This is a genomic window from Stenotrophomonas sp. SPM, assembly GCF_003105135.1.
Classification (GTDB): Bacteria; Pseudomonadota; Gammaproteobacteria; order Xanthomonadales; family Xanthomonadaceae; genus Stenotrophomonas.
Genome location: NZ_QETL01000009.1, coordinates 1 through 26,226, shown reverse-complemented (window position 1 = coordinate 26,226; position 26,226 = coordinate 1). Strand labels below are relative to the sequence as shown.

The following is a 26,226-nucleotide window of genomic DNA, read 5'->3' as shown; positions in this document are numbered from 1 at the left end:
GCTCCTACGGGTTCGGGTTGGGGACGGGCTCGAAGGTCTCGGTCAGACCAGCCCGCGCGGTGATCTGAGCGACGACGGCGGAACTCCCTGCGTCGTCTTCCAGGGTTGCCATCTGGGTTGTCAGCAGCTCGAAGGCGGTGACGCCTATCGGCAGCATCTTGGCGTTCAGCGTCAGGGCGCGGATCAGGTCGTGCCTGGCACGGTGAACCAGCAACCGTGGGTTCTCCCGACCGCTCCCGCGAGGAACTTCAAACTCGATGGTGATAGCGGCGTCGGAACTGGCCTGGGCGCTACCGCCGCCACTCCGCGAGAGCTGCTGGACCGAGATGACGGTGGCGGGCTCGGATTGGTCCTCACTCACCTCATCATCGTCCACCACGATCAGCCCGCTCCCGATATCGGTGCGGAATCCGGCCGACGTGCGGATCAGCTTCACGCGATCACGCAGGAACTCGACCAGCTGCCAGGAGAGGGGTTCAGCCAGCTCAGCCACGGCGCACCAGCCAGCGGCTGCGTGAGCCGTCGTCACTGAGCTTCTTCACGTTCACGAAGGCCTCGCCATCGACCTCGACGCGGTCACCCTGCTCCGGGTCAACATCGGCTCGCAGGTAGGCGATTTCGATCCGTCCAGCAACGAATTGCTGCAGCTCCCCGATGGTCTCCACATCGCGGTCGACGTAGACACGTACGTCCTCAGTCACGACGCCGGTCTTCTCCGACGTGACCTTGGCGGTAGAGACCGTGCCGGCGATTGCCAGTGCACGATGAATGGTTGCGTCCATCTGACGCAGGAAGTCGCGCTCGCTCACCGGGCACCTCCCGAGCACAGGAGCGCATACGCCTGCAGCGCCCTCACCTGGGCGTCGCACTGGGCGGCGGCGCCAACAGCTCGGCCCGCACTTTCAATTCGGTCGTCGGCTCGACCATCAGGCTGGCTGCCGGCAGTGGCGGCCGCGGACAGCTCTGCGGTGGCGATGGACGCTTGCCAACGCTGGTGCAGGCGCTGGTTGCCAGCGCGAAGATCAGCGACGAGGCGATCAGATGCTTTCTGTGCATCGTTCTTTTCCTTTTCGTACTGGGAGGCCAGGGCGTTCGCGGCGGCGGCACTGCTGCGCTCTGCCTTCAGGGTTTCGGTCGCGGCGTTGGCCTCAGCTCGGGCTGCGTCCCGCTCACCTTCCATGGCGTCACGGCTCGACGCGGCCTGGTCGGCCGCACGGTGCGCGATGGAGACCGAGCCGCGCTGCCAGACGATGACGCCCAGCAGCACCAGGATGGCGGCGATGAGGGCGCGGATCATGCGGACACCACCGGATCTTCGGGCGGGATGACTGCACCAAGGCCGCGCAGCGTGGATTCAAGCTGGCGGACGCGAATACGCAGCGCGCTCGCGTCTTCCTGCGCCTTGAGGCGCATCTGCATCTCGGCCTGCAGCCGCTCGTCCTGAGCAGTGACACGCTGCTCCAGGAACCCGATGCGCTCGGAAAGGCCCTTGATGAGATCCACGTTGGCGTCGGTTTCCGTGCGCTCCTTCCTGTGCGCGAGGAAAGCCGTCCACGTCTCGCGTAGCACCCACAGCGCTACCACGCTGCCCGCAGCCCACCAGGGTGCCGAGGCAGTGACGCCGCCGCCGACCATCAGCGCAGCGCCTCTGCAACACCCGCTTCGATCACATCGGGCCGCCAGTACATGCCACCGTTCTCGTGCTTGGCGATGGCCGTGGCCAGCCGGCTCAGGGTGACCGCGTTGTCCAGGCGGATGATTTCAGAAGGCGCAACGCCCACCGCCGCAGCAACCTGCTGCACGTAAGCACCCGTGTTGTTCTCCACCGGCGGCGCCCAGCGCCCGATGATCTCCTTCACCGTGCGCAGGCCGTGCTTGCGCTGGTAGGTGAGCAGGGTCTTTGCCAGAGCGCGGAACCCGGCCTGCGGGGTCAGGAACACGCAGAAGCGCTGCTCGCGAGCGATGGCCGCGGCGGATCGATCCTCACCCCGCCACGGCGTGCTGGTGCGGTCGATGTTGCCAGGATTGTTATTGCGTACGCCGCGCGGCGCGCTGGTGGTGCTCATGCGATCCCCCGTTGTCGCTGTGGAAGAACCGGCACCGCTCACGCCACCCGGGCGTCTGTGAGCGGTACCGGCCTGTTCGGTTATGCGCCCGCTGCGGCGGAGCCCGGGGTCAGCCGGACGAACACGGTCAGCGCGCCAACCTCAGCCGCGTAGACAGCGAAGCCGATGTCGGCCACCTGGTCGGCACCGGCTGCACCGGCGATCGCGTGCCCAGCATCGGTGTCCCAGTTGACGGTGGTACCGACAGCAAACACGGCGGCCGGCAGCTTGGGCAGCTCGAACACGCCTTCGACATGCGTAGCGATGGTCTCGCCGGCCTTACCATCGGTAACGGCGACGGCAACCAGCTTGCCCTGTACCACCAGCTCGCCACTCTTGGTGTCAGCGGTCAGGGTCACGTCGAGCACGCGACCGTCCTGATGTGCGTTCTTCATAAATTCTCTCCGGATGCGTGAAAGGGTTCAGGAGACCGCCGCTTTCGTGGCGATCTCCATGGCGGGCGATCAGCCCTGGGCAGGTGCCGGGTTGCCGGGGTTCTTGTAGATGCCGCGGTAGTCGGCAATGGCCGGTGCCGCATCCAGGCGAACCTTCCACGCCACGCCGTCGACGGTGAAGCCCTGGTGCTGCTCCAGGTAGGGCGTCTGGTTGCCGTCGAGGTAGCCCACCACGATCCCGTCCACGTAGGCGGGGTTGGAAATGCCGTACCAGGCCTGTGCATCCTTGGCGTCCAGACGACCGTCATCCCAGACTTCGAAGGTCTCGCGCACGATGTTGGGGTCGTTGCTGCCAACGCCCGCGCCCACGGCGAACTGGGCGGTGCGCACGGTCTTTGCCAGGCCGCTCAGCGCCACCGGCGTCAGCAGACCGCGCATCGGCACCTGGATGAGATTGCCGTCCGCATCCTTCTGCAGGCGCATGGCAGCCTGCATCGCGCCTACGCTGGCGGTGCTGATCAGTGCAGCCGGCAGCAGGTTCTTGTGGTCAGCGTGGAACAGGCGCTTGCCGTCAGCCAGGATCGGGTTGCTGTTGATCAGGTCGAACACGGCCTTGGCGAGCGTACGGCGTGCCGCCTGGCCCATCTTGCGCGGCACGTCGCCAAACACGCCCAGTTCGTCGTTGATGATGGCCTGGCGGGTAATGGTGAACAGCTTGCCGTAGGTCACGATCTTCATGGCCTGCGACTGCTCGGAGAACGAGCCCTGCTTGTATTCGCCGCCTTCCGGGACGACATCCAGATCCGAGAAGGCGCCCAGACCCACCAGGTTGGTTGGCTTGAAGTCGCTCACATTCACCGGGCGGGTGTACTGGTCGAAGGTTTCCTCCACTTCCTGGTAGCCCTGCTGCAGGGCCCGGCGCGAGGCGTCACCCAGCAGCTGCGGGAAATCCGAACTGCTGTGGGTGAACGCCATGCCCACCACTTCCAGGCGCTCCATCCCACGGGTGTCAACACCGGCCTGCTGCACGCACGCGCGAGCGATCTCGGTGAGCGACATGCCACGGAAGGCATTGCCGTCCGTCGCCTGGACCAGACCGGCACGGGCCTGGATCGCATTGGACATGGCCGAGCGGGTCAGATCGCGCTGGTCAGTACCAGCGGTGACGGCCGCACCGCCATTGAGCGGTGCAGCGTTGCTGCCCAGCAGTGCCAGGATGTGGCGACCCACCGCGTCGGCGGTGATGTTGGAGTCTGCCTGCGCCATCACGCCATCCACGTACTCACGGACCTGTGCGTTGCCCATGTGTGGGAGCGCAATGGCCTGGATCTGGGTGTTGCGCTCACGCAACGCACCCAGAGCGGCCTGGACCGGATCGGCCGGCGTCGGGGCGGGAACGGGAGCCGCGGCGACGACCGGGGTGACCGGCGCGGTAGCGGTGGTTGCGACTGCCGGGCTCTGTCGACCGGCGTTCGCGAGGATGGCGCTGTACTGCTTCTTCATGGTTGGATCCTCGATATGGCCGATCACGGCCGACTGGCTGACCTCGGGAAGCGAGGCGAATACTTGCGGAGAGAGGCTGGCGACGATGCTTCGACGCAGCTGGGACAACACGGGCGCGCCAGCACCCTCAATGGACTGCAGATAGCCGCGGATCGCGACGGTAGATGCCGACGACCACATGGCCGTGGCCCCGGGGTCGGCGTCCACCACCAGGTCGGCCAGACCGGCATCGACGGCCTGCGGACCGGAGAACCAGTGGTCGGCATCGTCGGTAAGCAGTCGCTCCATCTCTTCACGCTGACCAGAGCGGGCCGCATAGGCCTCCAACATGGCCGACGCGTGCGCGTCCAGCGCCTCCGCGTTCTGACGGAATGCCGTAGCGCTGCCGGCAGCAACAGTGCGCGGCGCATGAACCATGACCAAGGAGCTGGCATAGACCCGGCGCTCATCGCCGGCCTGCAGGATCAGCGAGGCGATGGAAGCGGCCTGCCCTTCCACGGTAATGATCTTGTGCGCCGGATGGGCCTGCAGCGCATTGTGGATTGCCATGCCATCGGCGACGACACCACCGACACTGTTCAGCCGCACGTGAATAGTGCCCACTGTGATCTGGCCGATCCGCTCGACCAAGTCGGCAGCGGACACTGACTCTTCGAACAGATAGCCACCGATGGCGCCATAGATCATCACGTCGGCGACATCGGCCTCTGCCCGGACCTGGTACAAGGCCGGGCCAAGCTCGGCTTCGGTTGCTGCTTCCGCACGGATGGTGTTCTGGATCGCGCTGGCCAACAGGCATGCACGCATGTCATTCGCTCCTGGAGAGATCGCGCGTCAGCTGGCCCAAGACTTGGGCACGCGCTTCTGCACTGGTGTTGGGCGCCAGCGGCGCAAGGGTCTGGGTCTGCTCCTGCCAGTCCTGGCGCTGACGCAGGACCTCAGCGGGGTTGTTGCCGTACTGAAGCGTGTTCTGCTGCGGCGACACCCAGCCGCGGTCCTCCGCCTCTCCGCGCGCGTAGGCCTCCTTCAACGGATCAATCCACGGCATCACCGGGCGGACGTACGTTGAGGCGGCCAAGTCCCGCAGCATCCAGCCACGGGGCAGGCGCACGCGGCCAGAAAGCACGCATGCCTCTACGAAACGCATACGCTGCGGTCGCACGCACAACGCAATGAAGCGTTCGGCCAGCATCAGGTAACTGCCCCACTTCTCGACCAGCTCCTGACGCTGCGCCGAATAGGTGCCGTTGTAGTCCAGCGACAGACTCGAATAGCTCACGCCGATGCCACCGGCAGCTGCGCGCAACTGTTCCTTGCGCCAGGTGGCGGCATTGGGATTCGGCCGGTCGGTGCCCAGGCTCTCAATCGACTCGCCAGGCAACAGATCATCGAAGATCGCACCGGGTGCGAGTCGCAGCTCACGAATCGGAACACCGTCCTGCAGGATGGCCTGGCCGCCAAAATCCGCGCCGTATTGTTCGCCGCTGCCCTTCTTGATCTGAAACGTCATCGACGCCGCCACCTTGGCAGCAATGCGCTCGGATTCTTCGTAGTCCTTCACGTCCTCAAAGCGGGACATGGCGCTCGCGAACACGCTGAGCCCCCGCACCTGGTGCAGGCGCTTCATCAGCGCGATGCAGTGCATGAACTCAGCCGAGACCCGCTTGGTTTCCAGCCGCGTGCACATCGGATCGCCCGGATGACTCTTGTAGACGTGGAACGCGATAGGCCGGCCCCAGGCGTTACGCTCGACACCTTGCAGGATGTTGCGAGCCGGATCGTTGAAGTCCAACGGCACCAGGTCGGCCTCCAACATCTCAAAGCTGTACGGCACAGTGGTTCCGTGCTCAAAGTACGGCACGGTGCCGATCAGATCCTGGTAGAACGCATCACCATCGCGGAACCAGCTACGTGCCAGCAGCTGCTGGCACATACCGTAATCGTGCGTGCGAGTGGCCTCGGGCGCGTCCCACCAGGCGTCCCAGAGGTCGTCCAGCTGCAGTGCCAGCTCGCGGTTGATCGGCTGCCCTGGAAGCCGAGGAGCAGAAAGCACATCGATGCCTGCGCCGACCGTGTTCTGAACCAGAACGTTCAACGCGTTGTCTGCCAGATCGAGGTCACGCTCCAGATGGCGGGCCTGGTCGCGGAGCTGACGCGCATCCATGCCTGCGATGGCATTGCCACTGCCCCAGTCCCTCGCCAGCTTCCGGTTTCGCGACGGCCGCGTGACTTCGTGCGCACGCGCGATGACTGGAGCCATCTGAGCCCGCGCCGATTGAATGGCGCGATCCGCGCCGAGTGCGGCGTCCAATCGTGCCTTGGCGATCTGCGCGGATGACATCAGGTCACCCCGCCGAAATCGGCATTGGCCCAGCGCGCACGCCGACCGGCAACAGAACCTGCACGCAGGACCGCCGCCTGCCACTCTTTCCGACCGGAACGAATCTCAGCCAGGTCCGCTCGGGTCAACTGGCGATCACCGATGCGAACGGTCTGGCCCGAAAGGACTGCGACCTCCGCATCGATGTAGAAATCCAGCATTTCCTGAGCAGTCTTCATGACTACATAGGCTACGGATAGCGCTGTCCACGAACTCAACAAAATCGTGGACAGTGGCCCGCCTAACTAACTGATTCAAAAGAAGCAGAAAACTAATTTGTCTCCACTTTCATTGAAATCGTGGACGACCCCCGTTTTCCCTTCCTCGGAAGCCCACCAGGGAACAGCTCGTGCAGCTTTGATCTGGACACGTCAAAGTCCCGCATGACCTGTTTCACGGGAATCCCAGCCTCCAGAGAACGACGAATCTCCGTCAGCGGGTAGGTTCGAACTGCTGCAGGGAAATAGGGCTGCTCGCCGGCAAAGCACTGCATCACCGATTCAACGAACGGCAGCGCCATGCGCTCACTGATGCCAATGTCTGCTCGCATGGCCGCCAAGATCCGCTCCCTCAGCTCTTCGGCCGACTCGGTACGTTTTGCCATTACAGCGCCCACCCATCACGCGCCAGTCCGCTGCTACGCGGCCGGACCTGTTGGGTTCCACGCGAAACAGTCTTCGCATCGACTTCCACAGGCGTCGCCTCTGTTTCACGGGAATCCGTACTGTTCACGGTCAGCAGCAAGCGGGCTTCCAACACGTCCCAGTCTGCACGCGTGTAGCGATGCAGGCGGACCTCCGGGTGGTGCGCGGCAGCATAGGCGTAGACCCAAGTGTCCAGCGGCTCGTTACGCGTAACCCTCTTCTCGAATCGGTTCTTCACCGGGTTGTAGACCTCCGACACCAAACCGGGGAAGTACTCATCCGGCAGCTCATCGCTGAAATGCACCAGGCGCGACTCGACAGCGCGCTCTGCATCGGCGGAGAGGCGGCTATACAGATAGTGCTTCGCGGCCACGGTGCCGACGTGGTGGATGGTGATGCCACGCTTGTCCGTTTTGCCGTTCCAGGTCACGTCAGCCAGCTTTCCCTTCGACAGCACCGGCGCGTTGTTCGGAACGGCGCCGAAAATGCACATTGGTCGGGTGACACGACGCTGGCGCACGAAGTTCTTTACCGCCTCCGTGCGGTGGCCACCGGCATCGATAGCGACTGCCATCGGCCGCAGAAGAGCGCCGTCCGCTCGCTCGATGGCGCGGTTCAGCAGATCCGTCAGCGCAACCCACACTGCATCCTCTGCGGGATCGCCTTGCAGTTCCACATAGTCGAGGGTCCAGGCGGTCATACCACGCCCCCAGCCAATGGTGTGCACCGCCAAGCGCCCATCCTGGGTATCGACACCCACTGTCACCGCCAGCACCCCGAGAGGAGCCAAGCGCAGGGCGTAGGGCTCGGCGCGATCCTTGATCACGTTGTGCTTGACCGCCCGCATCGACGGGTCTTCCCACGTCTCGGCCAGCCGGTCATTCACGAAGGTCTTGAGGGAGGCAGGATCACCCTGCGCTTCCAGCCACTCCTTCACCAGGTCCAACCAGCGCGGCCCCAGCCCGAACTGGTAGTAGAGGCAGTTGATGGTGTAGCCGCGAATCGGCGAGTCGGGGTTGGCCGCCACCCAGCGCCCGTTGGCAATCATGTCGGTCTTGAAGTGTTCCTCGATGGCGACCCCACATTCGCAACAGGCGTACCACGCGTGGCTCTTGTCGGGCGACCACACCAAGCCACTCCACTGCAGCGCCTGGTAATGGCCGCAGTGGGGGCACGGGACGTGATAGCGGCGCTGGTCGCTCTTGTCGTACAGCTTCGCAATCCTGCTGAGTCCGGCGATGCCAGGGGTGCTGATGTACTGGCGCTTGTAGGTCGTCGGGAAGGACGACGTGCGTCCGTCCAGCATCTTCACCGGGTCGTCGCCGGTGGAGAGCTGCTGCGGCGCCTCATCGATCTCATCCACCTGCAGGTACTTCACCGTCGAGGACTTGAGGCGCTGCGGGCTGCCCATGTGCTCCACGAACAGCTGCCCGCCAGCGAAGTCCTTGAACGTGCGCTGGTTCGCGCTATCCCGGCTGGCCGTGCTGGTCAGCGCCTTCTTGACTGCTGCGCACACCTCGATCATCGGGTTGAGCTTCTGGGCGATCCACTTGTTCATGGACACCTCACCCGGCAGCGCGTACATCATCGGGCCCGGCGCATAGTCCATCCAGTACGCCATGGCATTGGTCGCCAGCTGGCTCTTGCCGAACTGGATCGGGAACATGCAGACCTGGTCATGCACCGGGCTGCGGGCGGACATGTTGTCCATCGGCTCACGCAGTGGAGGGTTGCGGTCTGTCACCCAGCGCCCAGGCTTGTTGCCGCTCTTGGTGGACAGACGCATGTGTTCATCGCACCACTGCGAAACGCTCATGGGCCGCCGCGGCTGCAGCGAGCGCGCCAGCACCGACGCCAGGCAGCTTTGTGCCTCCATCATTCCGCAGCCTCCGCTGCCTTGGCCGCCAGCGTGCGGAAGCCTTGGCTCAGTTCTTCCAGGGCGTGGCTCACCTCATCCCAGACCAGCCGCCGGCACCCGGCCTCATCCAACGTTGCCGCGAGCTGCGGCGCCAGCGTGTCGGCCAGGCGTTCCATCGCGCCCCGGAACGTCGTTGCATGCTCAGCGAGGAATGCCTCCACGTCAGCGCGCGGGAGCAGCAGCCCCAGCTCCTTCTGCAGCGCGATGTGCGCCATGTGCGCGTCGGTCTCGGCCTTGTCGGCCAGCGCCTTGGCCTTGCGCGCGGAATCCGGGGTCTGCGGGCGGCCGGCGCGTGAGGGCCTGGCATCGTCGTCGTCACCGTCGTCTTCATCGTCATCGATGTCGACGTCGCCAGCGCTGGCCGCCTCCCCGCTCCCCACCAGCGCGCTGCCGCGCTCATCTGCGTGGCGCTGGGCCACACCGGCATAGACCGGGTCTGCGGTGCGAGCGTAGAGCTCCAGGGAGGCGGCCTTCAGGAATCCCTTGCCGCCCTCGCCCACCACCACCCTGCCCTTCTTCCTCAGCTCGACCACGTAGGACGGCTTGCAGCCGATCAGCGAGGCCAGCTCCTTGCCAGTGATGGTCACGTCTTCCTCAGCCATTGCTACCCCCTTCTCCATTTCCTTCGAAGATCGTTAAAGCGGAAAAACGCGCGCGCGTGAGCATGTGCGGGCTGTGCGGCGGTGTGTGCGGAATGCGATAGCCGCTGAATCCACGCGGCACAACGCGTGTGCGGCGTGTGCGGGATGTGCGGTCACCCACATACGCACGCGAGGTGCATTGCGGCGTGGCAGCGCGATACCCGTTCTCGCCCGCGCCCGCCCATGTAGGCCGATGCCCGCACGTCCCGCACACGCCTACTACCGCAAGCGATGCGCGGCAATTCAATGCCCGCACATCTGCCCGCACATCCCGCACACGCCGCACATTGATGGGCATAGTGATCACGCACGCCCCTTGTAGTCGGAGTACATGCGGCGGAATGACACGACCTGGTCGCCCAGCCATGCCGCCTCTGTCTTGCCGTCAGGCACCGTGCAATCGCCCAGCATCAGGAAGCCATGCGGCCCGTTCACGGTCTGCTCGATCTGGTAGCGCTTCCGCGCCCGGTCGGGGTGGAGGATCTGGCGCTTGCGCACCAGCGCGTTGATGAACTTTGGTGACGGCGCTGGGCGTGGCATGCCTTCGCGTGCGCACCAGGCCTTGTAGACCTCGTACCACTCCTTCGACAGCGCCGGCATTGGTTTCAGCCCGGGAATGTCATCGCCGTAGAGCTCGTCCAGGAACCGCTGCGGGCTGTCCTGGCTCAGGCCGATCAGCTCTTCCTTCGCCTGCGTCATCGGCGGGTTGGTGCCGTTGGTGAAGCCGGTCAGGTCAACCTGCAGCAGGTAGTGATGCAGCGCCGCCGTCGCGCCGTTGCGGATATCGGCCAGCACCTCGGTGTAGAACTCCAGGCTCAGCTTGTCCGGGGTCCAGATCACCGCATGGCGGCGGTCATCCTCTTCCAGCACGACCGGCATCGCCTCGTTTGAGAGGAACACCAGGTTGGCGTGGTTGTCTTCCTCGTAGGCCTGGATGTTCTTCGGGTTGATGCGGATGCGGTCACCCGTGATCAACGCCTTGAGCTTGTTCTTGAGGTGGTAGACCTCGGTGCGTGCAACCACTTCGTCGGCCAGCAGGAACAGTTTGCGGCTTGCCCAGTCGTTGAACTTGTCCTCCAGGGCGGCCTGGTCAAGCACCCGGCCGTACTCGCCATAGAGCTTCATGTACTCATCGAAGAACATGTTCTTGCCGGTGCCCTGCGGACCATGGATGACGATGGTCGATTTCATCTTGGCGCCCGGATTCTGCAGCGGGTAAGCAAGCCACTTGACCACCCAGTCGTACAGGGCTTTCTGGTTGGCCTCGTTCCCGCACATGTGCCAGAGCAGCTGCAGCAGCCGGTCGCAGTTACCCTCCTGCGGCACCGTCGGCCAGCCTGCGAAGAGATTGCAGGTCACGCCCGGCTTCTCGCCCGAGGGGTCGAAATCGACCTCGCGGACACGCACGATGGACCGATCCGAATGCTCCATCCACGCGCGGTGCAGTTCCTTGCGCACGCAGGCATCGCGCATGTCGCCCAGCGCCACGAGCATGTGCTCTTTGTGGTCGAACACCGTGCCGCCCTGCCCATAGACCAGCGCGAAGCGCTCGAGCAGCTCGGTCAGCGAGTGGATAGGGGTAAGGCGATCAGTCCCCTCGCCCCCGTCGTTGGTGATGGAAGGCGCGCGCTTTTCTGCAGACACCCGCCAGGAGAGCTCCGTGAGACGGGCCTCGACCTGCGCGCGCACGACGTGCAGGCCCTCCTGGGCGTGCAGATCGTTGAAGTCGCTGATCTTGCGGCCGGTTTCGATGAAGCGCTCGCGCCTGGCAGGCTCATCGGCGAATACCGGGTGCAGCACCGCGCCGCCCACGTCCAGCGCTGCGGCCTCGGCACCGAGCAGGCCGGCATTCGACGCGCCATGCGGCTGCGCGCACGATGGGCAGAACTGCGGATGGTCGGCCAGCACCAGGCGGCTCTTGCAGTGTCGGCACTTCTGCAACACGTCGTCATCGGCGCAGAGCAGCATCCTGATGCCGCGATAGCGCTTCGCCAGGGCCGAGGCGACGGCCAGCATGTTGCCAGCATCGAACGCCACGGCCACCGGGTAGCCCGTCGCCATGTGCAGCGTCGCCGCGGTGGCATAGCCCTCGGCCACCAGCAGGATCCACTGCGGGCTTCCGCCGATCAGATGGAAGTGGCCCTTCTTGACCATCCCGGCCGGCCAATATTCCTTCGCAGGCTTGCGCCCTGCGGCCGCCAGCTTTGCGCTGCGCAGCACCTGCAGGCCATGCACCTGGCCGTTGACGTCCAGCAGCGGAACAAGTGCGGCACCCGTGGTGCCATAGCGCAGTCCGAAACCCTGCACGCCCTTGCTGACCAGGTAATCGGCCTCGCCAACGGCGTTGGCCTTGGCCCAGGCTGACGATGCCCGCTCTGCCGCACGCTTCGCTTGGGTCTGCCGGGCGGCCTCCGCCCTGCGCCGATCCTCGGCCAGCCGATTGCGCAGCGCTTCGCGCTGTTCATCGGAGAACGTCTTGTCCCGCTTGCGCAGATCAACCTTCGTCGCGCCGTTCTCGTTGCCGTGCCATACGCCGTATGTGCCGACGACCAGCACTTCGCCGGCCGAGGTGTTTAGTTCGTGGAGCGCGTACCAGCCGCGTCGCTCGCGTGAGCCCTCGACCCGGCAGCGGACCATGCGCCCGGTGGTGTCCAGTTCGGTGACCAGAAGGCCGGCGGACTGCAGCTGCTGCAGCACATCCCCATAGTTCTCAGACATTCAGTAGTTTCCCGAGCCGCTATCTACCCAGGAAATGCGCGTCTGATTACCCGCGTCCGCCAAAGCCAGGGAGGACCCATCGCTGGTATCGCGAATGGCTCGCAATGCCAAGGCGGATTCAGTAGCGCGGGCAGCACGCGGCCTTTCACAAGCCACCCGGGGGGATGGGGCAGAATCAATGCTTGCGTGGTACATCAGGGTTCCCCAAAGGCAGGCTGTGCTGCCGGTTGTCTAGCTGATCTTGTCGCTGGCGGATGCGCTCACGCTCTGCCAATGCTTCTTCTCCAATCAACCCAGGCACCGCATCAGTCAGCGCCAAGGCCGCCAGTTCCATCGCCTGTCGTGCAGACGCACTGGCTATGCCACGCCGTCGATACCGAGATCGATGGGCGTGGTGGATTGCCACGTCAGTCCTCCATCCCCTGCTGCCCAGCAGCACGGCAGGCGTTTCGCTCAAGGCGGTAGCAGAGCCTGCGCACATCGCGCGACAGGTCCTGGATTCGATCCGCCTCGGGAACAGTGAGGCGCTGGTCAGCCAGCGCGTCGATGCCTGCACCGGCCAGCGCGCCTGTCAGCTTGTGCAGCTCCAGCAACTTCCCCTGGATCGCGGCCAGCTCATTGGGCCAGCCACCCTCGGGCGGCGGCGGGACGTAGTCCACCATCAGGTCGTACTGGCCCGCGAGAGAACACACCCAGTCGGTGGCACTCTCCTGCGTGACCACAAACTGCTGCAGGTAGTCGGTCAGGATCTCGGCCATCTCCATGGAGATAGACTCACCATCAACGCCCCGCAGTTTCTTGCGCAGTGTCTCGGCCGAGATCGACTTGCCCCGTCGCTTGCTGATGTGTGCGGCGGCATCCTGCAGGCCACCCGGGGCGCGGGCCACTGCGTTATGCAGCGCATCCCGCCAGTACAGGTCAGAGCGCTGGCAGGTCATGCTTCCCCCTGAAACGCGTGATCGATCATCGTGGGAAGGCTGCCAGCGACCGGCGCAACATTGGCGCCATGGCAGAGATCATCAGCTTCCCGCAGCGCATGCACTTCATCGCACTTCGCACCTACGACGCCGCATCCGGCATCGGTGGCGTGGTCGGGGTCCTGTTCGCCCCGGCGCGTCAGGCCTATGTAGGCAGAGCACTTCATGCCGTCTCAGCCGGCCAGATGTCAGGGCGGATTGCAGCCAGGGCCAACGGCTCGCACCCGAGCTCGCCACCGATCTCTACTGATGCCTCCTGAATCCTTCGTGCCAGGATCGGGCTGGGCTTCTTGTTCCTCCATCCGGTCGCGCACTGCCACAGGTATCCCTCAGAACTGCCGGTGAGGGCAGCGAGGCGCCGCTTACGTTCGGGGTCCGAAATGAAGGTGAGTAGGTCCATAGGGCTAGTATTTAGCCATCAGCTAAATCCCATTGTCAAGCTGATGGCGAAACAACGCTGTTTAGCTACTAGCTACGCTTCCCGCATGGATGCCATCACCGCCAGACACCTCAACCTCCAAGCGCTGGTTGCCACGCTGAAACCCCAGCTGGGAACTCAGAAGGCTATCGCCATCCACCTGGACATGGCCCCCTCCTACCTCAACCAGCTGTTGAGCGGGAAGAAGCTGGGCGATGATGCCGCGCGCAAGATCGAACGGGCAGCGGGGCTGTCACATGGTTGGTTGGATCAACCTAGGTCTGAAGATGCTGCTGTCGATGCCGCTGCTGCTGGTTCTCAGGATTTGCGAATCGACCCTGAGATTATCGCCTCCGCGATCAGGCTCGTCAGGCTCACCTTCGCCAACCTTGGAATCGATGACTTCAGCAATGAGGACGACGGTACGCCACTGGCTTATGCCTACGAGTACCTCTATCACCGAGGCGAGGCGACGGTTACCCCTGACAACCTGATTGATTTCAGCAAGGCGCTTGCGCAAAGGCTCAGGGAGAAGGATGGAGAACCAGAAGAAGGAGCCCCCAGCCGCGGGGACACTCGAGGCATTGGCGCAGGTGATCGCCCAGCGCGTCGCAAGGCGTGATGGGCAGAAGCCCAAGCTGCGCGTGGTCGCAGCGCCGAAGCCATCAACCATCGACAACGTGACGCGGGACAGCATCCTCCGCCGCATCCGCTGGCTGCGCGATCACTACAACCTGGGATGCTTGATCGACCAGGCAACTTTCAACACGCCAGGCATCGACTGCCTGGAAAACGATGCGCTGGTCCAGCTGCATCGGGAAATGGAGGCTGCCAGAGAATGCTGCATGGAAGGCGTCCCGTTGGATGAAGCTGGTTTCATCAGAGACGTCTCCATCCAAGACGTCTGACCTATAGCCGTGGTCAGTGGGCGCGCCTGGCGCCCACTTCTATCAGTTGCCGCCAGCGGAGTACTTGTCCCGCGTGGCGCGCTCACGCTCACTGCGAGCATCGCCACAACGTCTTCTGGCCTCCATCATCTGGGTGTCGGCGGACGCTCTATCCGCCGTGTGTGATTGCTGCAGGCTTGCTATCTGAGAACGGATTCCAGCCTCATAGGTAGCACCAGCGAGATTGTTGCTCGCCCTAGCCAGGTCACGGTTAAGCGCGGCGATCTGGCGTGACACGTCCTGCCCGCGCGCGTTGACCGGACTGTAGATCCTGCTTTGTTCCGAAGACAGGCAGTTCCGCTCAGCGATGCCTGCATCCGCCAGCTCTGTCGTCTGGTAAACCGCAGCGCGATTGGCAGCCTCGCCCGCACTCTCTGTTGAAGCCCGGTTAGAACGGAGCCTCATTGGTGCAGCACCTGCGGAACACGGGTCTTGCGAGTAGACCGTCTCCCCGCTCGCTCCCTTGCACTTGAACACCTCAGCTGAAGACCACGGCGAAACCACCAGCGCAACCCCTAACACCAACACCCTGCTGAACATTGCAGCCTCCCTGGCCCTGATACGCCTGGGAATTATCCGTTGTGTCCCGCCCATTTCCATCCCCCGCCAACAAATTTAGCTGGCAGCTATTGCAATAGAAATTTAGCTGTGGGATAAATTGCTCCGCCGGCATCCCACCGGCGGGCGACCGGCGGGTCGCCAAGCGGACCGGGCCTCCCCTCCCTGCCGCAGCCGCTCCCCGCGGCAGATGACCCGCCGGCGCCCTCTCTTACCAGGAGCGCGCCATGTCTCATCTCCACGCCGATCCGAGCCCAACCCTACTGCCGCTGCTGGCCGTCAAGGCCCTGCTGGCGCTGGCGGCCCGCGATCACAGCACCGCCCGGACCCTGTGGACCCGCAGCAAGGGCGAGCACAGCCGCAACCAGCTGCGCCGCTCGCGCCGCATGGGCGTGGCAAGCCTTCGCCTGGAAGCCTGCTCGCGGGATATGTCAGCTGAGGTGCGGGCATGAGCGCGCTCATCGGAAACGCGGTTTTTCGCCGCCTTGACCGCGAGGCGTTGAGTCAGCTCTGCGCTGAAGTTGCTCGCCTGGCTGTCGAAAATGAGGAGCTCCGGCAGCAGCTGTGGCTGGCGGAGGATGCCGCATGCGCCTGGCAAGAGGACGCGATGAACCTGCAGCAGGTTCTCTGCCAAGCAACGGGCGGGCACCCTGGACTGACCGTCGATGGAGCCCTCGTCGTTGTCCCGAGCGGCGAAGCGCCGGCTGAGGTACAGGCATGAGCGGATTCGTTGAATTCGAAGCCAAGTGCTTCACGGAAAAGCTGGCCGTTAATCGCAACAGCCAAGGGCGCTGGGTAGCCAACGTTTTCACCCTCGAGGGCAAGCAGAGGGAGTACCGCTCGATCGCGGTGATCGTTGGCGAGCACGCCCAGCGCCCAGAAATTAAAACAGACGGCAAAACCGCCGTTACGCGGCTCTGGCTCGGCAATGGCGCAATCCAGGTGCCCAGCACTCTGGTGCCGAGGCTCCAGGCCTTCCTCGATAAGCACGTGGCAGGAGGTGCAGCGTGAACCGCCACCTTCGCATCAGCTGGCTGGCAATTGCGCTTCTGGCCGCCGTCGTCGTGCCACTGCGCATCGTCGAGCTCCTCAGCGCCCATGCGCACCACGAGGCCGCGAAAGCCCGCTGGGCAGCCAGCAGTTCGGTGAGGGGCTGACCGTGCGACAGACCTCCCGCCCACTGCCTGCATCGGTTCCCTCCTGTGGCCATGGCCACCGGCCGCAGATCGTCACCACCAGCGGTGCGCCGACCGGGCATCGCCTATGCACGGCCTGCCCCGACCTGGTGCACATCGAGTGCCACCGCTGCGGCATCGCCACCCGGCCGGTTCCCTACGACCGCGCCGCGTTGGCCGAGCTGCGCTGGACCGACAGCACCTTGGCGCACTACCGCATTCCGATCTCCCACCTCGCCCGCCACCGCGGCGAAGTGCTGGCCGAACTCGCTTCAACCGCCCCTTCCACCTCCATCGCAGCCTGACCAGGAGACAAGCCATGGCCGCCGCACTCAAGCCGAAAGAACGCGCCGCTCTGCTGGCAGCGCATGCCGCTTCGGACCACGCACTGCACCGCACCCGTGCGGGCTTCGCGCCCAACAACCGACCGGAGAAGGTGTTCACCCGCCGAGTCATGAACTGGCTGGATGAGCGAGTCCTGGTGCGCTTCGACGACCCGGAGCTGCCGCGCACCGCGACCTTGACCGCCGCCGGCCTCGCTGCTGCCGAGGCCGAAATTGCCAAGGCCCCCGACCTGGCGCTGTCCGCATGAGCGCTGCAGCAACTCTTCCGGTTGAGCAGCAGTTCGCCACCGGTCACCAGGGCGAGTCGCTGGTGCTGATGGTGTGCCAGGGCTGGATTTGGGCCGGGCTGTACACCGCCGCGCCCCGCGAATCGCTCATGCAGCTCGCCGCCAGCGCCAGCCGAAGCGCGGGGGTATCGCGCAACTCGCTGCGCCTGGGCGGCACGACCTTCCCCCTCAACCGCCTGGCCGCTCAGGCCGCACACCGCTGGCTCGACCGGCAGGGCGTGCGCGTCCGGCCGATCTCCCCTAACAACCGCGCTACGCGCGCCACGAAAGGAGTCCACGCATGAGCCGCTCTGTCGTGATCTATGGGCCGCAACGCTGCGGCAAAACCGCCAACGCGCAGGAGCTGCGCGAGCACTTTGGCATGAAGGACGTGCTGGACGACTGGGATGGGCACACCGCCTACCCGCTGGACGACACGCTGGTGCTGACCAACAACGCCGACGCAGTCGCGCATCAATCGTCGCGCGTGCTGCACCTGGGCAGCGCGATGCGCCAGATGGTTGCCGGGGCGCGCGCATGAGTACTTCCGCGCAGCACACCGGCCGCGCCGACCTGGTGCGCAAAGCCCTCGCGCAGTTCCCGCAGGGCGCAACGATTGAGCAGCTGAGGACCATCGGGCGCATCAACGAGTCGAGCCACGTCATCAGCCACACGCTGACCGGGCTGGCACGCAGCGGCCAGGCCACGTGCGCGCGCTCCGGCCGCATCGGCATCTGGCGCCTCGCGGGCCACGTCCAGCACGCGATTGCACCGCTGCGCGCGGCCGAGCCCCGCGAACGCCGGACATTCCGCGCCTTGGTCACAGCACTCCCCGAGAACGGCCGCGCGAGTGACGCATCAACCACCGTTCGGCACAAGGATTACGAGCGCGACCAGCTGGCCGAGGATCTCGCCGCTTTCTGCGCAAAGGGCGGCGTTATCGAGCAGCTGGGTACCACGCCGCTGCGTCCCACGCTGAGCCGCCATGCGGCCAACCATGGCGGCTACATGGATCGCCTGCCCGTCCAAAGCCCGGAATGACTTCGATGAGCGCCCCTTCCACAGATCACTCCACCGACGCTGCAACGGCCAGGAAAGTGCTGTACGCCACCGGCCCGGCACACCAGGCGTTCGGGCAGTCCCGCGCGGCGTACTTCGTAGTGCCCCGGCGCACCCTGCAGTCGATGCCAGCGGAGTGGCAGGAGCGCTACGTCAGCCTCATTGCGGAAGCCAGGACCTACCTGCCGGCGGACGCGTTTCCGCAGTACCAGGTGATCCGCTTGAACGATGGCAGGTACGCCGCCGATCCGCACCGCCGGTACCGCCGTGCGGGGCCGATCCCCCTCGCCCGGCTGGCGCTGCAGCAGACACCACCCCCGCGCCGCTGGGCGGCGCGTTCGTCAACACCGACGTCGACTTCTAGCAGGTAAACCCATGACCGCGACCCAACAGACCAAACAGCTCCCCATCGCCTACGCGTGCCCTGTGCTGCGCGAGGCCGTCCGCACGCTGGAGGCAATCGCCGTTGAGGCGGTGTGGATTCCCAATGCCGCAAAGGCGGTTCCTCTGGCTCAAGCCTCGACCGCGCTTCTCGACCTGTATGCCCGCCTGCCCCGCACGCAGGATCTGCGCGTGTTCGAGGCACCTGTTTCCGCGTGGTACGCCTCGCTCCGCAGCAGCTTCCAGGAAGGCGACACTCCCCTCTGCGATACCACCAAGGCCCGGCTGGCGCACGCCGCGCAGCTGCTGCAACTGGTGCGCGGCCAGGATGGCACCGGCATTGATCCGGCAGATCCCTGGCGCGGGCTGTATGACCCCGCCCGACTGCCGTCACGCGACAGCTACGGCGAAGTGCTGTGCCACCCGGACGTGCCTGCGTGGCCTGACGGCCGCGAATCGACCCTCCTGCCGCTGTTCTACGCCCAGGGTTTCGACCTGGTCGTGGTCGAGGCCGAATTCGAGGAGGAATCGGTCGGGACCGGTGTGTACGCCAACATCCAGCAGATGATCGACTGGAACCCGGAAGCCCCTAGCGCTGACTGGCGTTTGGTTTGGCTGGGCGAAACGGAGGATGGCCTCGCCGCGTGGTTCGTGCGGCCCTTGGCTATCGCTGCTCTCGAAACGATAGGGGCCCGCGCATGAACACCACGATGGCCGATGGCGCGGCCCAGCGCCTCGTCGCGCAGATCGGCGAGGCCCTGTTCGGGCAGCCGGGGCTAAATCTGATGGAGTTAGCAGAGAGGGTGCAAGGCATGCGTTCCGGCGAAGGTGAGTCGAATAACGGGACTATTCAGCTGATCGATCGAGCCGTTGACGCGGACATACAAAAGGCCGCCGCTCGCTGGCGCGTTATTGCTCCCCACCTGCAGGTCGCATGGGACGAGGACGAATTCCTCAAGTGCTGGACATGGATTGACCTCAAGGACGTTACCCTGATCGTTCCCACCCGCGCGCGTGAGCCATACGCCAACGTGAACGAAGCTATCGATGCATTGATCGATATCCAGAGAGCGCGCGATGTTTAACTACTTGGCTCCCATCTCAATGCTGACTCTTGTAAATCTGCTCTTCGCACAGATCAGAAAGCTTATCAGCCAGTCGCTCCAGTCGCCCCAGGTCGCTGATAACACGGCGTACTACTCCCTCAGCCTGGTCAATGCCCCGACTAGAGGACTCAAAGGAGTTCGCAGAGGTTTGCAGAATGGAGACGATTCCCAGGCATTGGGCAATAGCACTGGACTCTGCAGCGGGCAGTACATGCAACCTTCCCATAATCTGCATGGTGAGCGGCATGGTCAGCTCCCGCAGCATCTTGGCACCATTCTGCCTGCTCACCTCGTTGTCCAACATGTGCTCTACGCCGTACTTGTGGCCCATCAAATTGTGCAAGGCGCCTGCGCTTCCAGAAATCGACAGCATCTCACCATACAGCGCGGAAAGAAGCACAACCCGCTCCTGAATCTCCTGCCGTTTTGCAACTTCAAAGGGAGCTGCAGCGAGTCGATTTGCCTCCCGCCCCAAGCGCCAGACAGCGTAAGCAGATCCTACAGCAGCCCCGATGCCGATCCACGCTATCCACAGAGCAACCAGAGCCACTGCAACTGCGGCCCAAGTTCCACCCGCCGCCAAAGCGTCCCACCACACAACACAGTCGTCTTCACCAAGAGAACCGCAGCGAAAAACTCCGTCAATCCAGCTCAAGCGCCTACCCCCCCTAGAGTTTCGGCATTCTGCCACGACCTCGGTCGAGCCGCAGGGAAAGTTAATGGCCGAATTCCTTTGCCCGATGGAGACGCGCTACTGGAATGCCGCACACGCCGGCGTAACGACAGTCTTTGGTTCGCCTCCAAAGCTGCACAGCACGCTTGCATGCGCTTCTCCGCACCTGCATCGCTGCCGGCCCTGCCTGCCCTGACGCGCCAACCGGACCAGTTCCCATGACTACCATCCAGCACTTGGTGAACGTCTCCGGCGGTAAGGACAGCACGGCGGTGTACCTGCGTGCCATCGAGCTGGGACGGCCGTTCCGTGCAGTGTTCGCGGATACAGGCAACGAGGATCAGCGCGTCTACGACTACGTGGCGGAGCTGGCAAACAAGACTGGCGGCCCCGAGGTCGAGACTGTACGCGCAGACTTCACCCGGCAGCTTGCCCAGCATCGCGAGTACATCCTGCAGAAGTGGCCGGGTCAGGGCATTCCCGAGGAAATCGTGCGCCAGGCCGCAGCGCTGCATGAGCCAACGGGAAATCCCTTCTTGGATCTATGCATCAGCAAGGGTCGCTTCCCCTCACGCATGGCGCAGTTCTGTACCGAGGAATTGAAGACAATCCCCATAACTACCCAGATTGTTGCACCCATGCTCAGGGCCGGGGCGGTGCTGCAGTGGCTCGGAATCCGGGCGGAGGAATCCGCCAACCGCTCCAAGCAGCCCCGTTTCAACCGGCATGAATCTGGCTGCCACGTCTGGCGTCCGATCTTCGACTGGACTGTCCAGCAGGTTTGGGAGCAGCACCGTAAGCACGGGATCAAGCCCAACCCGCTCTATGCCCTGGGCATGGGCCGCGTTGGCTGCATGCCCTGCATCAACTGCCGCAAGAGCGAGCTACGGAACATCGCAGACCTGTTCCCCGACCACATCCAGCGGATCCGCGAATGGGAGGAAATGGTCGCCTCGGCCAACAAGCGCCGAAGCGCCACGTTCTTCCCCGCGGTGACCGATCCGACCGACGTTGACCGGCCTGGCACCTATTCCAGGATCGACACCCTGGTGGAGTGGAGTCGAACCAGCCGGGGCGGCCGGCAGTTCGATCTGTTCTTCCAGCGGCAGGCCGGCGGCGGCTGCACGTCCGATCTTGGCCTGTGCGAAAGGAGCGCCGCATGAACCTCTCACCGACTATCGGTTTAGGCGCACGTGACTTCTCTGCCGACCCCTCAATGCCGCCCGTGGTCAAGCTACGCCGGGCCAGGAACGATCTCTCTGGCTACGGCTACATGCGCTCCATCATGATTTTCATGAAATGGGCGTATGAGCAGGACGAATTCCCGACTGCGGATGAGGTCATCGCCCGTTTCCACGTAAGCCGCGCGACTGCATACCGGCTTACCAGCGCACTTGCCGACACCTACGGCATCGACCCTGCCGTGCGGCATAAGGAGCGCCGATGAATCATCACCATCTGTATCGCGAGCCTCGCCGACTGAAACAAGGCACTGAGGGTCACGCCGAGGTCCTGGACGAGACGCTAGGCCTTGAGGGAGCCGCTCGGATGCTGCGCCTGGGCCTCGAGGCCATGAAGGAGCTTGTGGACAAGGGCAAGGTACCCGCCGTGCGCCTGAATCAGAAACACACCGTCATGCTGCGCGAGGATCTCATCGACTTCCTGCGTTCGGAAGGGCGCCGGCAGGCAGCAGAGCGGAAGAAATCAGCGATCGGCACCCGGCCCGCCTCCAACGCCCCCGTGGGCGCTACCCCCGCGCGCAAAGGCAAGGCGCGCCGCATCACGCCGCCTGACCTACGTGCCTACGAGCAGGCCGATCACCAGAGCTGATCGGCGAGGTCCGAGGCCCGCAGGTTGGCGTACCGCTTCAACTGCCGCGGATCGCGATGTCCAGTGATACTCGCGATCTTAATGTCCGTCAGCGTGGTCTTCTCATACAGGCGGCTGGTCGCTTCGTGGCGCAGATCGTGGAAGCCGAGATCCGCGCAGCCCGCCGCAACGAAGATGCGCTCGAACTGGCGCGAGAGCTTGCTCGACACACGGCGCAGGGCCAGCGGGCTCCGCTCGCCCTCCCAAAAGGGGAACAAGCGCCCGCCGAAGTCACCCTGGTAAGCCGCGAGCTTGGCTAGCAGCACCGACGTCATCGGCACCTGGCGCTTGCTCCCGTTCTTTGTCTTGTCCAGGAAGATCGTACGGCGCGCAACATCTATCTGGCTGTGCTCCAGCGTGTAGATCTCCCGCATACGCATGGCCGTCTCCAGCGCCATCTCGAACATCAGCACGAGCGCTTCCCGCTGCGGAAGGTCCAGCGGCCGTTGGCGGCCTGCGGGCTTCGCCCCAGCCAGGATCTCGCGTATGCGAGCTTCCTCGCCATCTTCCAGCCGGCGATCGCGCTCCTGGTCGGTCTTCGCGTGCCCTTCTATTTTCGCCACAGCCACCTTGTCGTCGGGCGTGTACGTCGAATAGCCGCGGGGCAGAAGACGCAGCGGATTCATGGGCAGCGCGCCGTGAGCGGCGAGCCAGTCGAGCGCCCGCGACAATGCCCCGACGTAGTGCCGGATGGTGGAAGGCGCGAGGTTCTGCTCGCGCTTCATCGTGGTGACCCATTCGGTCGCCCAGGTAAAGGTGAGCTGCGGAAGCGTGATGCCGATGGGCAACCGCGACAGCAGGACCGGCAGCAGCTGCTCATCATCCACAGAGATGTGCTGCGCGCCGCGATACTCGCTCACCTGGCTACGCAGATCCTTTGCCGCCGCCTTGGTGTTGGCCAACTCCTCTGGCACGATGCCGCGGTCAAGAATCGCCTCCAGACGCCTGACGTATTCGTCGCCCTCTGCCTCCGAGGTGAAACTCAGGTACACGGGCTGAGGCAGCAGCCCCGCGCGCTTGATCGTGTATTGCCAGGAGTCGCCCCGGCGTCGCTTAGTCGCCATAGTAGTCCGCCACCATTGAGAGGAACCAGCCCCAGCAATCTGAATCTCTCGCCAGCACTGCACGTCTTTTACGGAACTAAAAATCTCCGCAAATTTGATCGTATGTAATGATTCGCGTCATGATCCTTTGCGCCTGAGACAGGGTGTACTTATCCGACTTTGTCTTGTTCATGTGATCAGCCACCATCGCAATCTCCGTGTCGTTATCGATCACGATGTAATTAATATCATTAGCATCAAACTTGAGCCGCAAACCGTTGAGTCTTCTGTTTGCTCGAGCCGCAGTCTCCTTCTCGAAGGCCTCAGTTAAATAGACGGAATTGTAGCTATCTGAGTATGGAGGAACATATCGCCACTCTCTCTCATCGGAAAAACGGTAAAGCTCCGGCTCTAAGTCGCGCCTTTTAAGCATACCCTCGTAATTCTTGATATAACGCACGATGTCAACACCGAGACGGCGCGGCTCCTCATCAATCTCACCCTTCGTTTCCTTATCGTGCAGAAACGTCATCAAAGAGTAATAGCTGTTTGCAAGAAGAGAGTTATCTTGTACGTATAGAACCGGGTTGAGACGGTTCCTCACCGCCCATTCCTTGCTCAATCCGATGCCATAACAGCCATACCTCTCGATGTGGTTTACCACTTGTGAGAATGGAATGTCACAGAATGAGACCATCGGCACATGCAGGACTTCATCGCTGCCGATTAGGGAGAACTCTTCCCTGCAGTACTTGAGCTTGAAGCCGCCCTCAAGGATGCCGAGAAGACTGTCGATCGATGACGTGAAATGTATGAGGCTGTTTGAACTAAGCGCCACAGGACCTCCCTGTACAAAAATTAAACAACCAGGTGTACGGATACCCGCGAGTGGGCGGGTTGCTCACCAAGCAACTGCCGATAGATCAACGAGGGGAGCCCAGCTGACTGAATTGACGTGTCCGAGGAACCGCGTCGTCCATCTAGAGGCGACTCATCTCCTACCCCCCCCCTCGCTTACTCACGTAAACGCACTCGACACATGTTAACGCGAGTTTGCCACCCGGAAACGGGTGTCAGAGCGATGATTTCATGGCCGAATCAGGGGATTTTGCAGACCATCGCCAAACCGCGGACAAAGAAAAACCCCTGATAAATCAGGGGCTTATTTGGAGGCCTCAAGCGGAATCGAACCGCTGTAAACGGATTTGCAATCCGGTGCATAGCCACTCTGCCATGAGGCCAAACGTACTGCGGCCAGGAACGATGCCCCTGACATGACAAAACCCCGCGATGGGGCCTGTCGAAACTGGAGCGGGAAACGAGACTCGAACTCGCGACCTCAACCTTGGCAAGGTTGCGCTCTACCAACTGAGCTATTCCCGCGTAAGCCGCCATGGTACCGGAAATCCGGGACACACACCAGCGATTTCACCTTTCTGACTGCGCGCAAAGCCTTGTGGCTCAACGTGCCCCGCCTTGCCGAGGCGGGAGAAAAACAAGGCCCCTACCGGGGCCCTGTAGAATCTGGAGCGGGAAACGAGACTCGAACTCGCGACCTCAACCTTGGCAAGGTTGCGCTCTACCAACTGAGCTATTCCCGCAGATTCCGTTCGACCTGCGTCGAAGGAGCGCTATTGTGTCCAAATTCCTTCACGCCGTCAACAGTCTTCACGCACGGCGATCCGGGCCCTGCGCGGTGGGGTACCCTGCCCCGCCCGGACGCCTCGGCCCATGTTCCTGCACGGCAAATCCCTGCTGATCTCCCTGCTGCTGCACCTGCTGGTGGGCGCACTCTATTGGACGCTGATGCCGCTGGGCATGAACTGGTATCGCGACCATGTCGGTTTCAGCTCGCACGGCAACATCGGCCTTGGCCTCGCTCAGTACTACGCGTTCGTGCTGTTCCTCGGCGCACAGCCGTTGATCGCCGTACTGCGGCCGTTGGCAGCGAAATTGCTGCTGCTGGCCATCCCGCTCGCGTTCGCGACCTGGACGCTGATGCACAACAACCCGTTGCGCATGTTGTACTTCACCGCCGGCCCGGGCGTGCTTGCGCTGGCCGCAATCGCCGCAAGCATGCACTTAGCTGCGCTCACCACCACCTGCAGCACGCGCAAGGAGCCCGCGCATGAGTGATCGCACCATTCGCTGGTACTGCCTGGCCGCCACCATTGTCTGGCTGGCGGTGATGGCCGCGCTGATTCATGCCGGCGCGCAGCATGACTACTGGCTGCAGCGCAGTCTCGATCCAGACACGCCCCAGCCCTATGCCACCGGCAAGGTTGTTACGTTCGCTTTGATGAGCACGGTCGAAATCGCGGTTGCCGTGCTGATCGTGCGCCCATGGCGATGGCGTCGGCTCTGGCTGCGCCTGCTGATCGCCTTCGCGCTGCTGCTGACGTGGTCGGTACCGTTCGCGATGGGCGCGATGCACCAATCGCCGGTCTACGGTACACACCTGCTGTGGTTGCTGTTGCTGGATCTGAGCCTGTTCCTGGCCCTGTGCGCGGTGTCCGTCATCAGTGCGTGGAAGGCGTTTCGCCGCCGCGCTTCCGCCGCACGCAGATACCCTTCATCGTGAGCGCAGCACTACGCTATGCCGCCACCGCCACGGGCCTGATGCTCGCAGCGTGCACGCTCGCACTCTGCCTGTCGACCCACCTGGTATCGAACGCGATGATGCTGCTGGTGGACAGGAGCAACTTCATTCCCGAGCAGTCGTCGATCCTCTTCTTCGAACCCTACGTGATCAGCGATGGTTCCTCGAACGACTGGCAGTACGGCAAGGACCTGAGGTACTACTACCACTTCACCTACCAGGCCGATGCTCAGTACCTGTACACCGCGCAGAAGAATGCCTGCCGGAATTTCGACCGGGCGGACATACGGACGTGGTGCAACGTGCAAAGGGGCGCCCCTCGCACGACCATCGGCGAAAAGGACTGACGCAAACGAAAAACGCCCCCTTCCGGGAGCGTTTTTCTGCAATCTGGAGCGGGAAACGAGACTCGAACTCGCGACCTCAACCTTGGCAAGGTTGCGCTCTACCAACTGAGCTATTCCCGCAGATTCCGTTCGACCTGCGTCGAAGGAGCGCTATTGTGTC

At 63.6% G+C, this 26,226-nt stretch carries 40 protein-coding genes and 4 tRNA genes; 21 read left to right on the top strand and 23 right to left on the bottom strand.

Annotated elements, in window-relative coordinates:
- Positions 1 to 4 precede the first annotated feature (4 nt).
- The 15 genes from DCO49_RS04100 to DCO49_RS04025 all read right to left on the bottom strand — a co-directional run bounded on the left by DCO49_RS04100 (position 5) and on the right by DCO49_RS04025 (position 13,242).
- On the bottom strand, positions 5 to 493 hold the full coding sequence (locus DCO49_RS04100) for a hypothetical protein (RefSeq protein ID WP_165835673.1): 489 nt from the start codon (positions 491 to 493) through the stop codon (positions 5 to 7).
- Positions 486 to 809, bottom strand: a complete 324-nt coding sequence (locus tag DCO49_RS04095; RefSeq protein WP_116862931.1) for a hypothetical protein — start codon at positions 807 to 809, stop codon at positions 486 to 488. Before DCO49_RS04095 ends, DCO49_RS04100 begins: the two co-directional genes overlap by 8 nt.
- Positions 806 to 1,297, bottom strand: coding sequence for an endopeptidase (locus tag DCO49_RS04090; RefSeq protein WP_116862930.1), 492 nt, complete (start codon positions 1,295 to 1,297; stop codon positions 806 to 808). The genes DCO49_RS04095 and DCO49_RS04090 overlap by 4 nt, the downstream gene beginning before the upstream one ends.
- Complete coding sequence (locus DCO49_RS04085) at positions 1,294 to 1,635, bottom strand: hypothetical protein (protein WP_116862929.1); 342 nt, start codon at positions 1,633 to 1,635, stop codon at positions 1,294 to 1,296. Before DCO49_RS04085 ends, DCO49_RS04090 begins: the two co-directional genes overlap by 4 nt.
- A complete protein-coding gene (locus DCO49_RS04080) occupies positions 1,635 to 2,066 on the bottom strand; it encodes a structural protein P5 (RefSeq protein WP_116862928.1) in 432 nt (143 codons plus the stop codon). The genes DCO49_RS04085 and DCO49_RS04080 overlap by 1 nt, the downstream gene beginning before the upstream one ends.
- 80 nt (positions 2,067 to 2,146) lie before the next feature.
- On the bottom strand, positions 2,147 to 2,500 hold the full coding sequence (locus DCO49_RS04075) for a capsid cement protein (RefSeq protein ID WP_116862927.1): 354 nt from the start codon (positions 2,498 to 2,500) through the stop codon (positions 2,147 to 2,149).
- A 69-nt stretch (positions 2,501 to 2,569) separates the two neighbouring features.
- Complete coding sequence (locus tag DCO49_RS04070) at positions 2,570 to 4,810, bottom strand: ClpP-like prohead protease/major capsid protein fusion protein (protein WP_116862926.1); 2,241 nt, start codon at positions 4,808 to 4,810, stop codon at positions 2,570 to 2,572.
- A 1-nt stretch (position 4,811) separates the two neighbouring features.
- Positions 4,812 to 6,344, bottom strand: a complete 1,533-nt coding sequence (locus DCO49_RS04065) for a phage portal protein (RefSeq protein ID WP_116862925.1) — start codon at positions 6,342 to 6,344, stop codon at positions 4,812 to 4,814.
- Positions 6,344 to 6,562 (bottom strand): DUF6148 family protein, encoded by a 219-nt coding sequence (locus DCO49_RS04060; RefSeq protein ID WP_116862924.1) that lies wholly within the window; start codon positions 6,560 to 6,562, stop codon positions 6,344 to 6,346. The genes DCO49_RS04065 and DCO49_RS04060 overlap by 1 nt, the downstream gene beginning before the upstream one ends.
- Positions 6,563 to 6,654: 92 nt before the next feature.
- Positions 6,655 to 6,987 carry a hypothetical protein gene (locus DCO49_RS04055; protein ID WP_116862923.1) on the bottom strand — a complete coding sequence of 111 codons (333 nt, stop codon included), beginning with the start codon at positions 6,985 to 6,987 and terminating at the stop codon, positions 6,655 to 6,657.
- Positions 6,987 to 8,906: a phage terminase large subunit family protein gene (locus DCO49_RS04050; protein WP_116862922.1), complete on the bottom strand. Its 1,920-nt coding sequence runs from the start codon at positions 8,904 to 8,906 to the stop codon at positions 6,987 to 6,989. The genes DCO49_RS04055 and DCO49_RS04050 overlap by 1 nt, the downstream gene beginning before the upstream one ends.
- Positions 8,903 to 9,547, bottom strand: a complete 645-nt coding sequence (locus DCO49_RS04045; RefSeq protein WP_116862921.1) for a hypothetical protein — start codon at positions 9,545 to 9,547, stop codon at positions 8,903 to 8,905. The genes DCO49_RS04050 and DCO49_RS04045 overlap by 4 nt, the downstream gene beginning before the upstream one ends.
- A gap of 342 nt (positions 9,548 to 9,889) precedes the next feature.
- Complete coding sequence (locus DCO49_RS04035; RefSeq protein ID WP_116862920.1) at positions 9,890 to 12,304, bottom strand: DUF5906 domain-containing protein; 2,415 nt, start codon at positions 12,302 to 12,304, stop codon at positions 9,890 to 9,892.
- Positions 12,305 to 12,479: 175 nt separating this feature from the next.
- Complete coding sequence (locus DCO49_RS04030) at positions 12,480 to 12,638, bottom strand: hypothetical protein (protein ID WP_207776458.1); 159 nt, start codon at positions 12,636 to 12,638, stop codon at positions 12,480 to 12,482.
- A 73-nt stretch (positions 12,639 to 12,711) separates the two neighbouring features.
- A complete protein-coding gene (locus DCO49_RS04025) occupies positions 12,712 to 13,242 on the bottom strand; it encodes a hypothetical protein (protein ID WP_116862918.1) in 531 nt (176 codons plus the stop codon).
- 68 nt (positions 13,243 to 13,310) lie between these two features.
- On the opposite strand from DCO49_RS04025, the gene DCO49_RS20270 reads away from it, so the two are divergent.
- The 3 genes from DCO49_RS20270 to DCO49_RS04010 all read left to right on the top strand — a co-directional run bounded on the left by DCO49_RS20270 (position 13,311) and on the right by DCO49_RS04010 (position 14,607).
- Complete coding sequence (locus DCO49_RS20270) at positions 13,311 to 13,541, top strand: hypothetical protein (protein ID WP_165835672.1); 231 nt, start codon at positions 13,311 to 13,313, stop codon at positions 13,539 to 13,541.
- A gap of 225 nt (positions 13,542 to 13,766) precedes the next feature.
- Positions 13,767 to 14,321, top strand: coding sequence for a hypothetical protein (locus DCO49_RS04015; protein ID WP_243402654.1), 555 nt, complete (start codon positions 13,767 to 13,769; stop codon positions 14,319 to 14,321).
- Positions 14,293 to 14,607, top strand: a complete 315-nt coding sequence (locus DCO49_RS04010) for a hypothetical protein (RefSeq protein ID WP_243402653.1) — start codon at positions 14,293 to 14,295, stop codon at positions 14,605 to 14,607. Before DCO49_RS04015 ends, DCO49_RS04010 begins: the two co-directional genes overlap by 29 nt.
- A 42-nt stretch (positions 14,608 to 14,649) precedes the next feature.
- Here DCO49_RS04010 and DCO49_RS04005 read toward each other — a convergent pair whose 3' ends face one another.
- On the bottom strand, positions 14,650 to 15,186 hold the full coding sequence (locus DCO49_RS04005) for a DUF4124 domain-containing protein (protein ID WP_116862963.1): 537 nt from the start codon (positions 15,184 to 15,186) through the stop codon (positions 14,650 to 14,652).
- Positions 15,187 to 15,431: 245 nt separating this feature from the next.
- On the opposite strand from DCO49_RS04005, the gene DCO49_RS04000 reads away from it, so the two are divergent.
- Genes DCO49_RS04000 through DCO49_RS03950 form a run of 12 tightly spaced genes read left to right on the top strand, consistent with a single transcriptional unit; the run spans position 15,432 to position 19,514 of the window.
- A complete protein-coding gene (locus tag DCO49_RS04000) occupies positions 15,432 to 15,656 on the top strand; it encodes a hypothetical protein (RefSeq protein WP_116862915.1) in 225 nt (74 codons plus the stop codon).
- Positions 15,653 to 15,925 (top strand): hypothetical protein, encoded by a 273-nt coding sequence (locus DCO49_RS03995; RefSeq protein WP_116862914.1) that lies wholly within the window; start codon positions 15,653 to 15,655, stop codon positions 15,923 to 15,925. Before DCO49_RS04000 ends, DCO49_RS03995 begins: the two co-directional genes overlap by 4 nt.
- Complete coding sequence (locus tag DCO49_RS03990; RefSeq protein WP_116862913.1) at positions 15,922 to 16,215, top strand: hypothetical protein; 294 nt, start codon at positions 15,922 to 15,924, stop codon at positions 16,213 to 16,215. The genes DCO49_RS03995 and DCO49_RS03990 overlap by 4 nt, the downstream gene beginning before the upstream one ends.
- Positions 16,212 to 16,361, top strand: coding sequence for a hypothetical protein (locus DCO49_RS20265; protein ID WP_165835671.1), 150 nt, complete (start codon positions 16,212 to 16,214; stop codon positions 16,359 to 16,361). Before DCO49_RS03990 ends, DCO49_RS20265 begins: the two co-directional genes overlap by 4 nt.
- Before the next feature lie 2 nt (positions 16,362 to 16,363).
- A complete protein-coding gene (locus tag DCO49_RS03985) occupies positions 16,364 to 16,684 on the top strand; it encodes a hypothetical protein (protein ID WP_243402652.1) in 321 nt (106 codons plus the stop codon).
- 14 nt (positions 16,685 to 16,698) lie between these two features.
- Complete coding sequence (locus tag DCO49_RS03980) at positions 16,699 to 16,971, top strand: hypothetical protein (protein WP_116862912.1); 273 nt, start codon at positions 16,699 to 16,701, stop codon at positions 16,969 to 16,971.
- Positions 16,968 to 17,294 (top strand): hypothetical protein, encoded by a 327-nt coding sequence (locus DCO49_RS03975; protein ID WP_116862911.1) that lies wholly within the window; start codon positions 16,968 to 16,970, stop codon positions 17,292 to 17,294. The genes DCO49_RS03980 and DCO49_RS03975 overlap by 4 nt, the downstream gene beginning before the upstream one ends.
- Positions 17,291 to 17,530 (top strand): hypothetical protein, encoded by a 240-nt coding sequence (locus DCO49_RS03970; protein ID WP_116862910.1) that lies wholly within the window; start codon positions 17,291 to 17,293, stop codon positions 17,528 to 17,530. Before DCO49_RS03975 ends, DCO49_RS03970 begins: the two co-directional genes overlap by 4 nt.
- Positions 17,527 to 18,030 (top strand): hypothetical protein, encoded by a 504-nt coding sequence (locus DCO49_RS03965; RefSeq protein ID WP_116862909.1) that lies wholly within the window; start codon positions 17,527 to 17,529, stop codon positions 18,028 to 18,030. The genes DCO49_RS03970 and DCO49_RS03965 overlap by 4 nt, the downstream gene beginning before the upstream one ends.
- A gap of 5 nt (positions 18,031 to 18,035) precedes the next feature.
- Positions 18,036 to 18,419: a hypothetical protein gene (locus DCO49_RS03960; protein WP_243402651.1), complete on the top strand. Its 384-nt coding sequence runs from the start codon at positions 18,036 to 18,038 to the stop codon at positions 18,417 to 18,419.
- A 4-nt stretch (positions 18,420 to 18,423) separates the two neighbouring features.
- The gene (locus DCO49_RS03955) at positions 18,424 to 19,131 is read left to right on the top strand and encodes a hypothetical protein (protein WP_116862908.1); all 708 of its coding nucleotides are present in this window, start codon (positions 18,424 to 18,426) and stop codon (positions 19,129 to 19,131) included.
- Complete coding sequence (locus DCO49_RS03950) at positions 19,128 to 19,514, top strand: hypothetical protein (protein ID WP_133249384.1); 387 nt, start codon at positions 19,128 to 19,130, stop codon at positions 19,512 to 19,514. Before DCO49_RS03955 ends, DCO49_RS03950 begins: the two co-directional genes overlap by 4 nt.
- Positions 19,515 to 19,530: 16 nt before the next feature.
- On the opposite strand, the gene DCO49_RS20100 is transcribed toward DCO49_RS03950, so the two are convergent.
- On the bottom strand, positions 19,531 to 20,190 hold the full coding sequence (locus tag DCO49_RS20100) for a hypothetical protein (protein ID WP_133249383.1): 660 nt from the start codon (positions 20,188 to 20,190) through the stop codon (positions 19,531 to 19,533).
- A 236-nt stretch (positions 20,191 to 20,426) separates the two neighbouring features.
- On the opposite strand from DCO49_RS20100, the gene DCO49_RS03940 reads away from it, so the two are divergent.
- Genes DCO49_RS03940 through DCO49_RS03930 form a run of 3 tightly spaced genes read left to right on the top strand, consistent with a single transcriptional unit; the run spans position 20,427 to position 22,038 of the window.
- Positions 20,427 to 21,371: a phosphoadenosine phosphosulfate reductase family protein gene (locus DCO49_RS03940; protein WP_116862905.1), complete on the top strand. Its 945-nt coding sequence runs from the start codon at positions 20,427 to 20,429 to the stop codon at positions 21,369 to 21,371.
- Entirely contained in the window at positions 21,368 to 21,655 is a 288-nt protein-coding gene (locus DCO49_RS03935; RefSeq protein WP_116862904.1) for a hypothetical protein, read from the top strand. Before DCO49_RS03940 ends, DCO49_RS03935 begins: the two co-directional genes overlap by 4 nt.
- A complete protein-coding gene (locus DCO49_RS03930) occupies positions 21,652 to 22,038 on the top strand; it encodes a hypothetical protein (protein ID WP_116862903.1) in 387 nt (128 codons plus the stop codon). The genes DCO49_RS03935 and DCO49_RS03930 overlap by 4 nt, the downstream gene beginning before the upstream one ends.
- Here DCO49_RS03930 and DCO49_RS03925 read toward each other — a convergent pair.
- The 5 genes from DCO49_RS03925 to DCO49_RS03905 all read right to left on the bottom strand — a co-directional run bounded on the left by DCO49_RS03925 (position 22,026) and on the right by DCO49_RS03905 (position 24,721).
- Positions 22,026 to 23,141: a site-specific integrase gene (locus DCO49_RS03925; RefSeq protein WP_116862902.1), complete on the bottom strand. Its 1,116-nt coding sequence runs from the start codon at positions 23,139 to 23,141 to the stop codon at positions 22,026 to 22,028. The two genes, DCO49_RS03930 and DCO49_RS03925, sit on opposite strands and share 13 nt — an antisense overlap.
- 76 nt (positions 23,142 to 23,217) lie before the next feature.
- Positions 23,218 to 23,958: an abortive infection system antitoxin AbiGi family protein gene (locus DCO49_RS03920; protein WP_165835670.1), complete on the bottom strand. Its 741-nt coding sequence runs from the start codon at positions 23,956 to 23,958 to the stop codon at positions 23,218 to 23,220.
- 329 nt (positions 23,959 to 24,287) lie between these two features.
- Positions 24,288 to 24,361 (bottom strand) — tRNA-Cys (locus tag DCO49_RS03915).
- A gap of 66 nt (positions 24,362 to 24,427) precedes the next feature.
- A tRNA-Gly gene (locus DCO49_RS03910) sits at positions 24,428 to 24,503 on the bottom strand.
- A gap of 142 nt (positions 24,504 to 24,645) precedes the next feature.
- Positions 24,646 to 24,721: transfer RNA gene (locus DCO49_RS03905), tRNA-Gly, on the bottom strand.
- Positions 24,722 to 24,851: 130 nt separating this feature from the next.
- Between DCO49_RS03905 and DCO49_RS03900 the strand changes: the two genes are divergently transcribed.
- The 3 genes from DCO49_RS03900 to DCO49_RS03890 are packed head-to-tail and all read left to right on the top strand — an operon-like array spanning position 24,852 to position 26,066.
- Complete coding sequence (locus DCO49_RS03900) at positions 24,852 to 25,256, top strand: hypothetical protein (RefSeq protein ID WP_116862900.1); 405 nt, start codon at positions 24,852 to 24,854, stop codon at positions 25,254 to 25,256.
- Positions 25,249 to 25,701, top strand: a complete 453-nt coding sequence (locus DCO49_RS03895; protein WP_116862899.1) for a hypothetical protein — start codon at positions 25,249 to 25,251, stop codon at positions 25,699 to 25,701. Before DCO49_RS03900 ends, DCO49_RS03895 begins: the two co-directional genes overlap by 8 nt.
- A complete protein-coding gene (locus DCO49_RS03890; RefSeq protein ID WP_243402650.1) occupies positions 25,698 to 26,066 on the top strand; it encodes a hypothetical protein in 369 nt (122 codons plus the stop codon). The genes DCO49_RS03895 and DCO49_RS03890 overlap by 4 nt, the downstream gene beginning before the upstream one ends.
- A 44-nt stretch (positions 26,067 to 26,110) precedes the next feature.
- Here DCO49_RS03890 and DCO49_RS03885 read toward each other — a convergent pair.
- A tRNA-Gly gene (locus DCO49_RS03885) sits at positions 26,111 to 26,186 on the bottom strand.
- Positions 26,187 to 26,226: the final 40 nt, after the last annotated feature.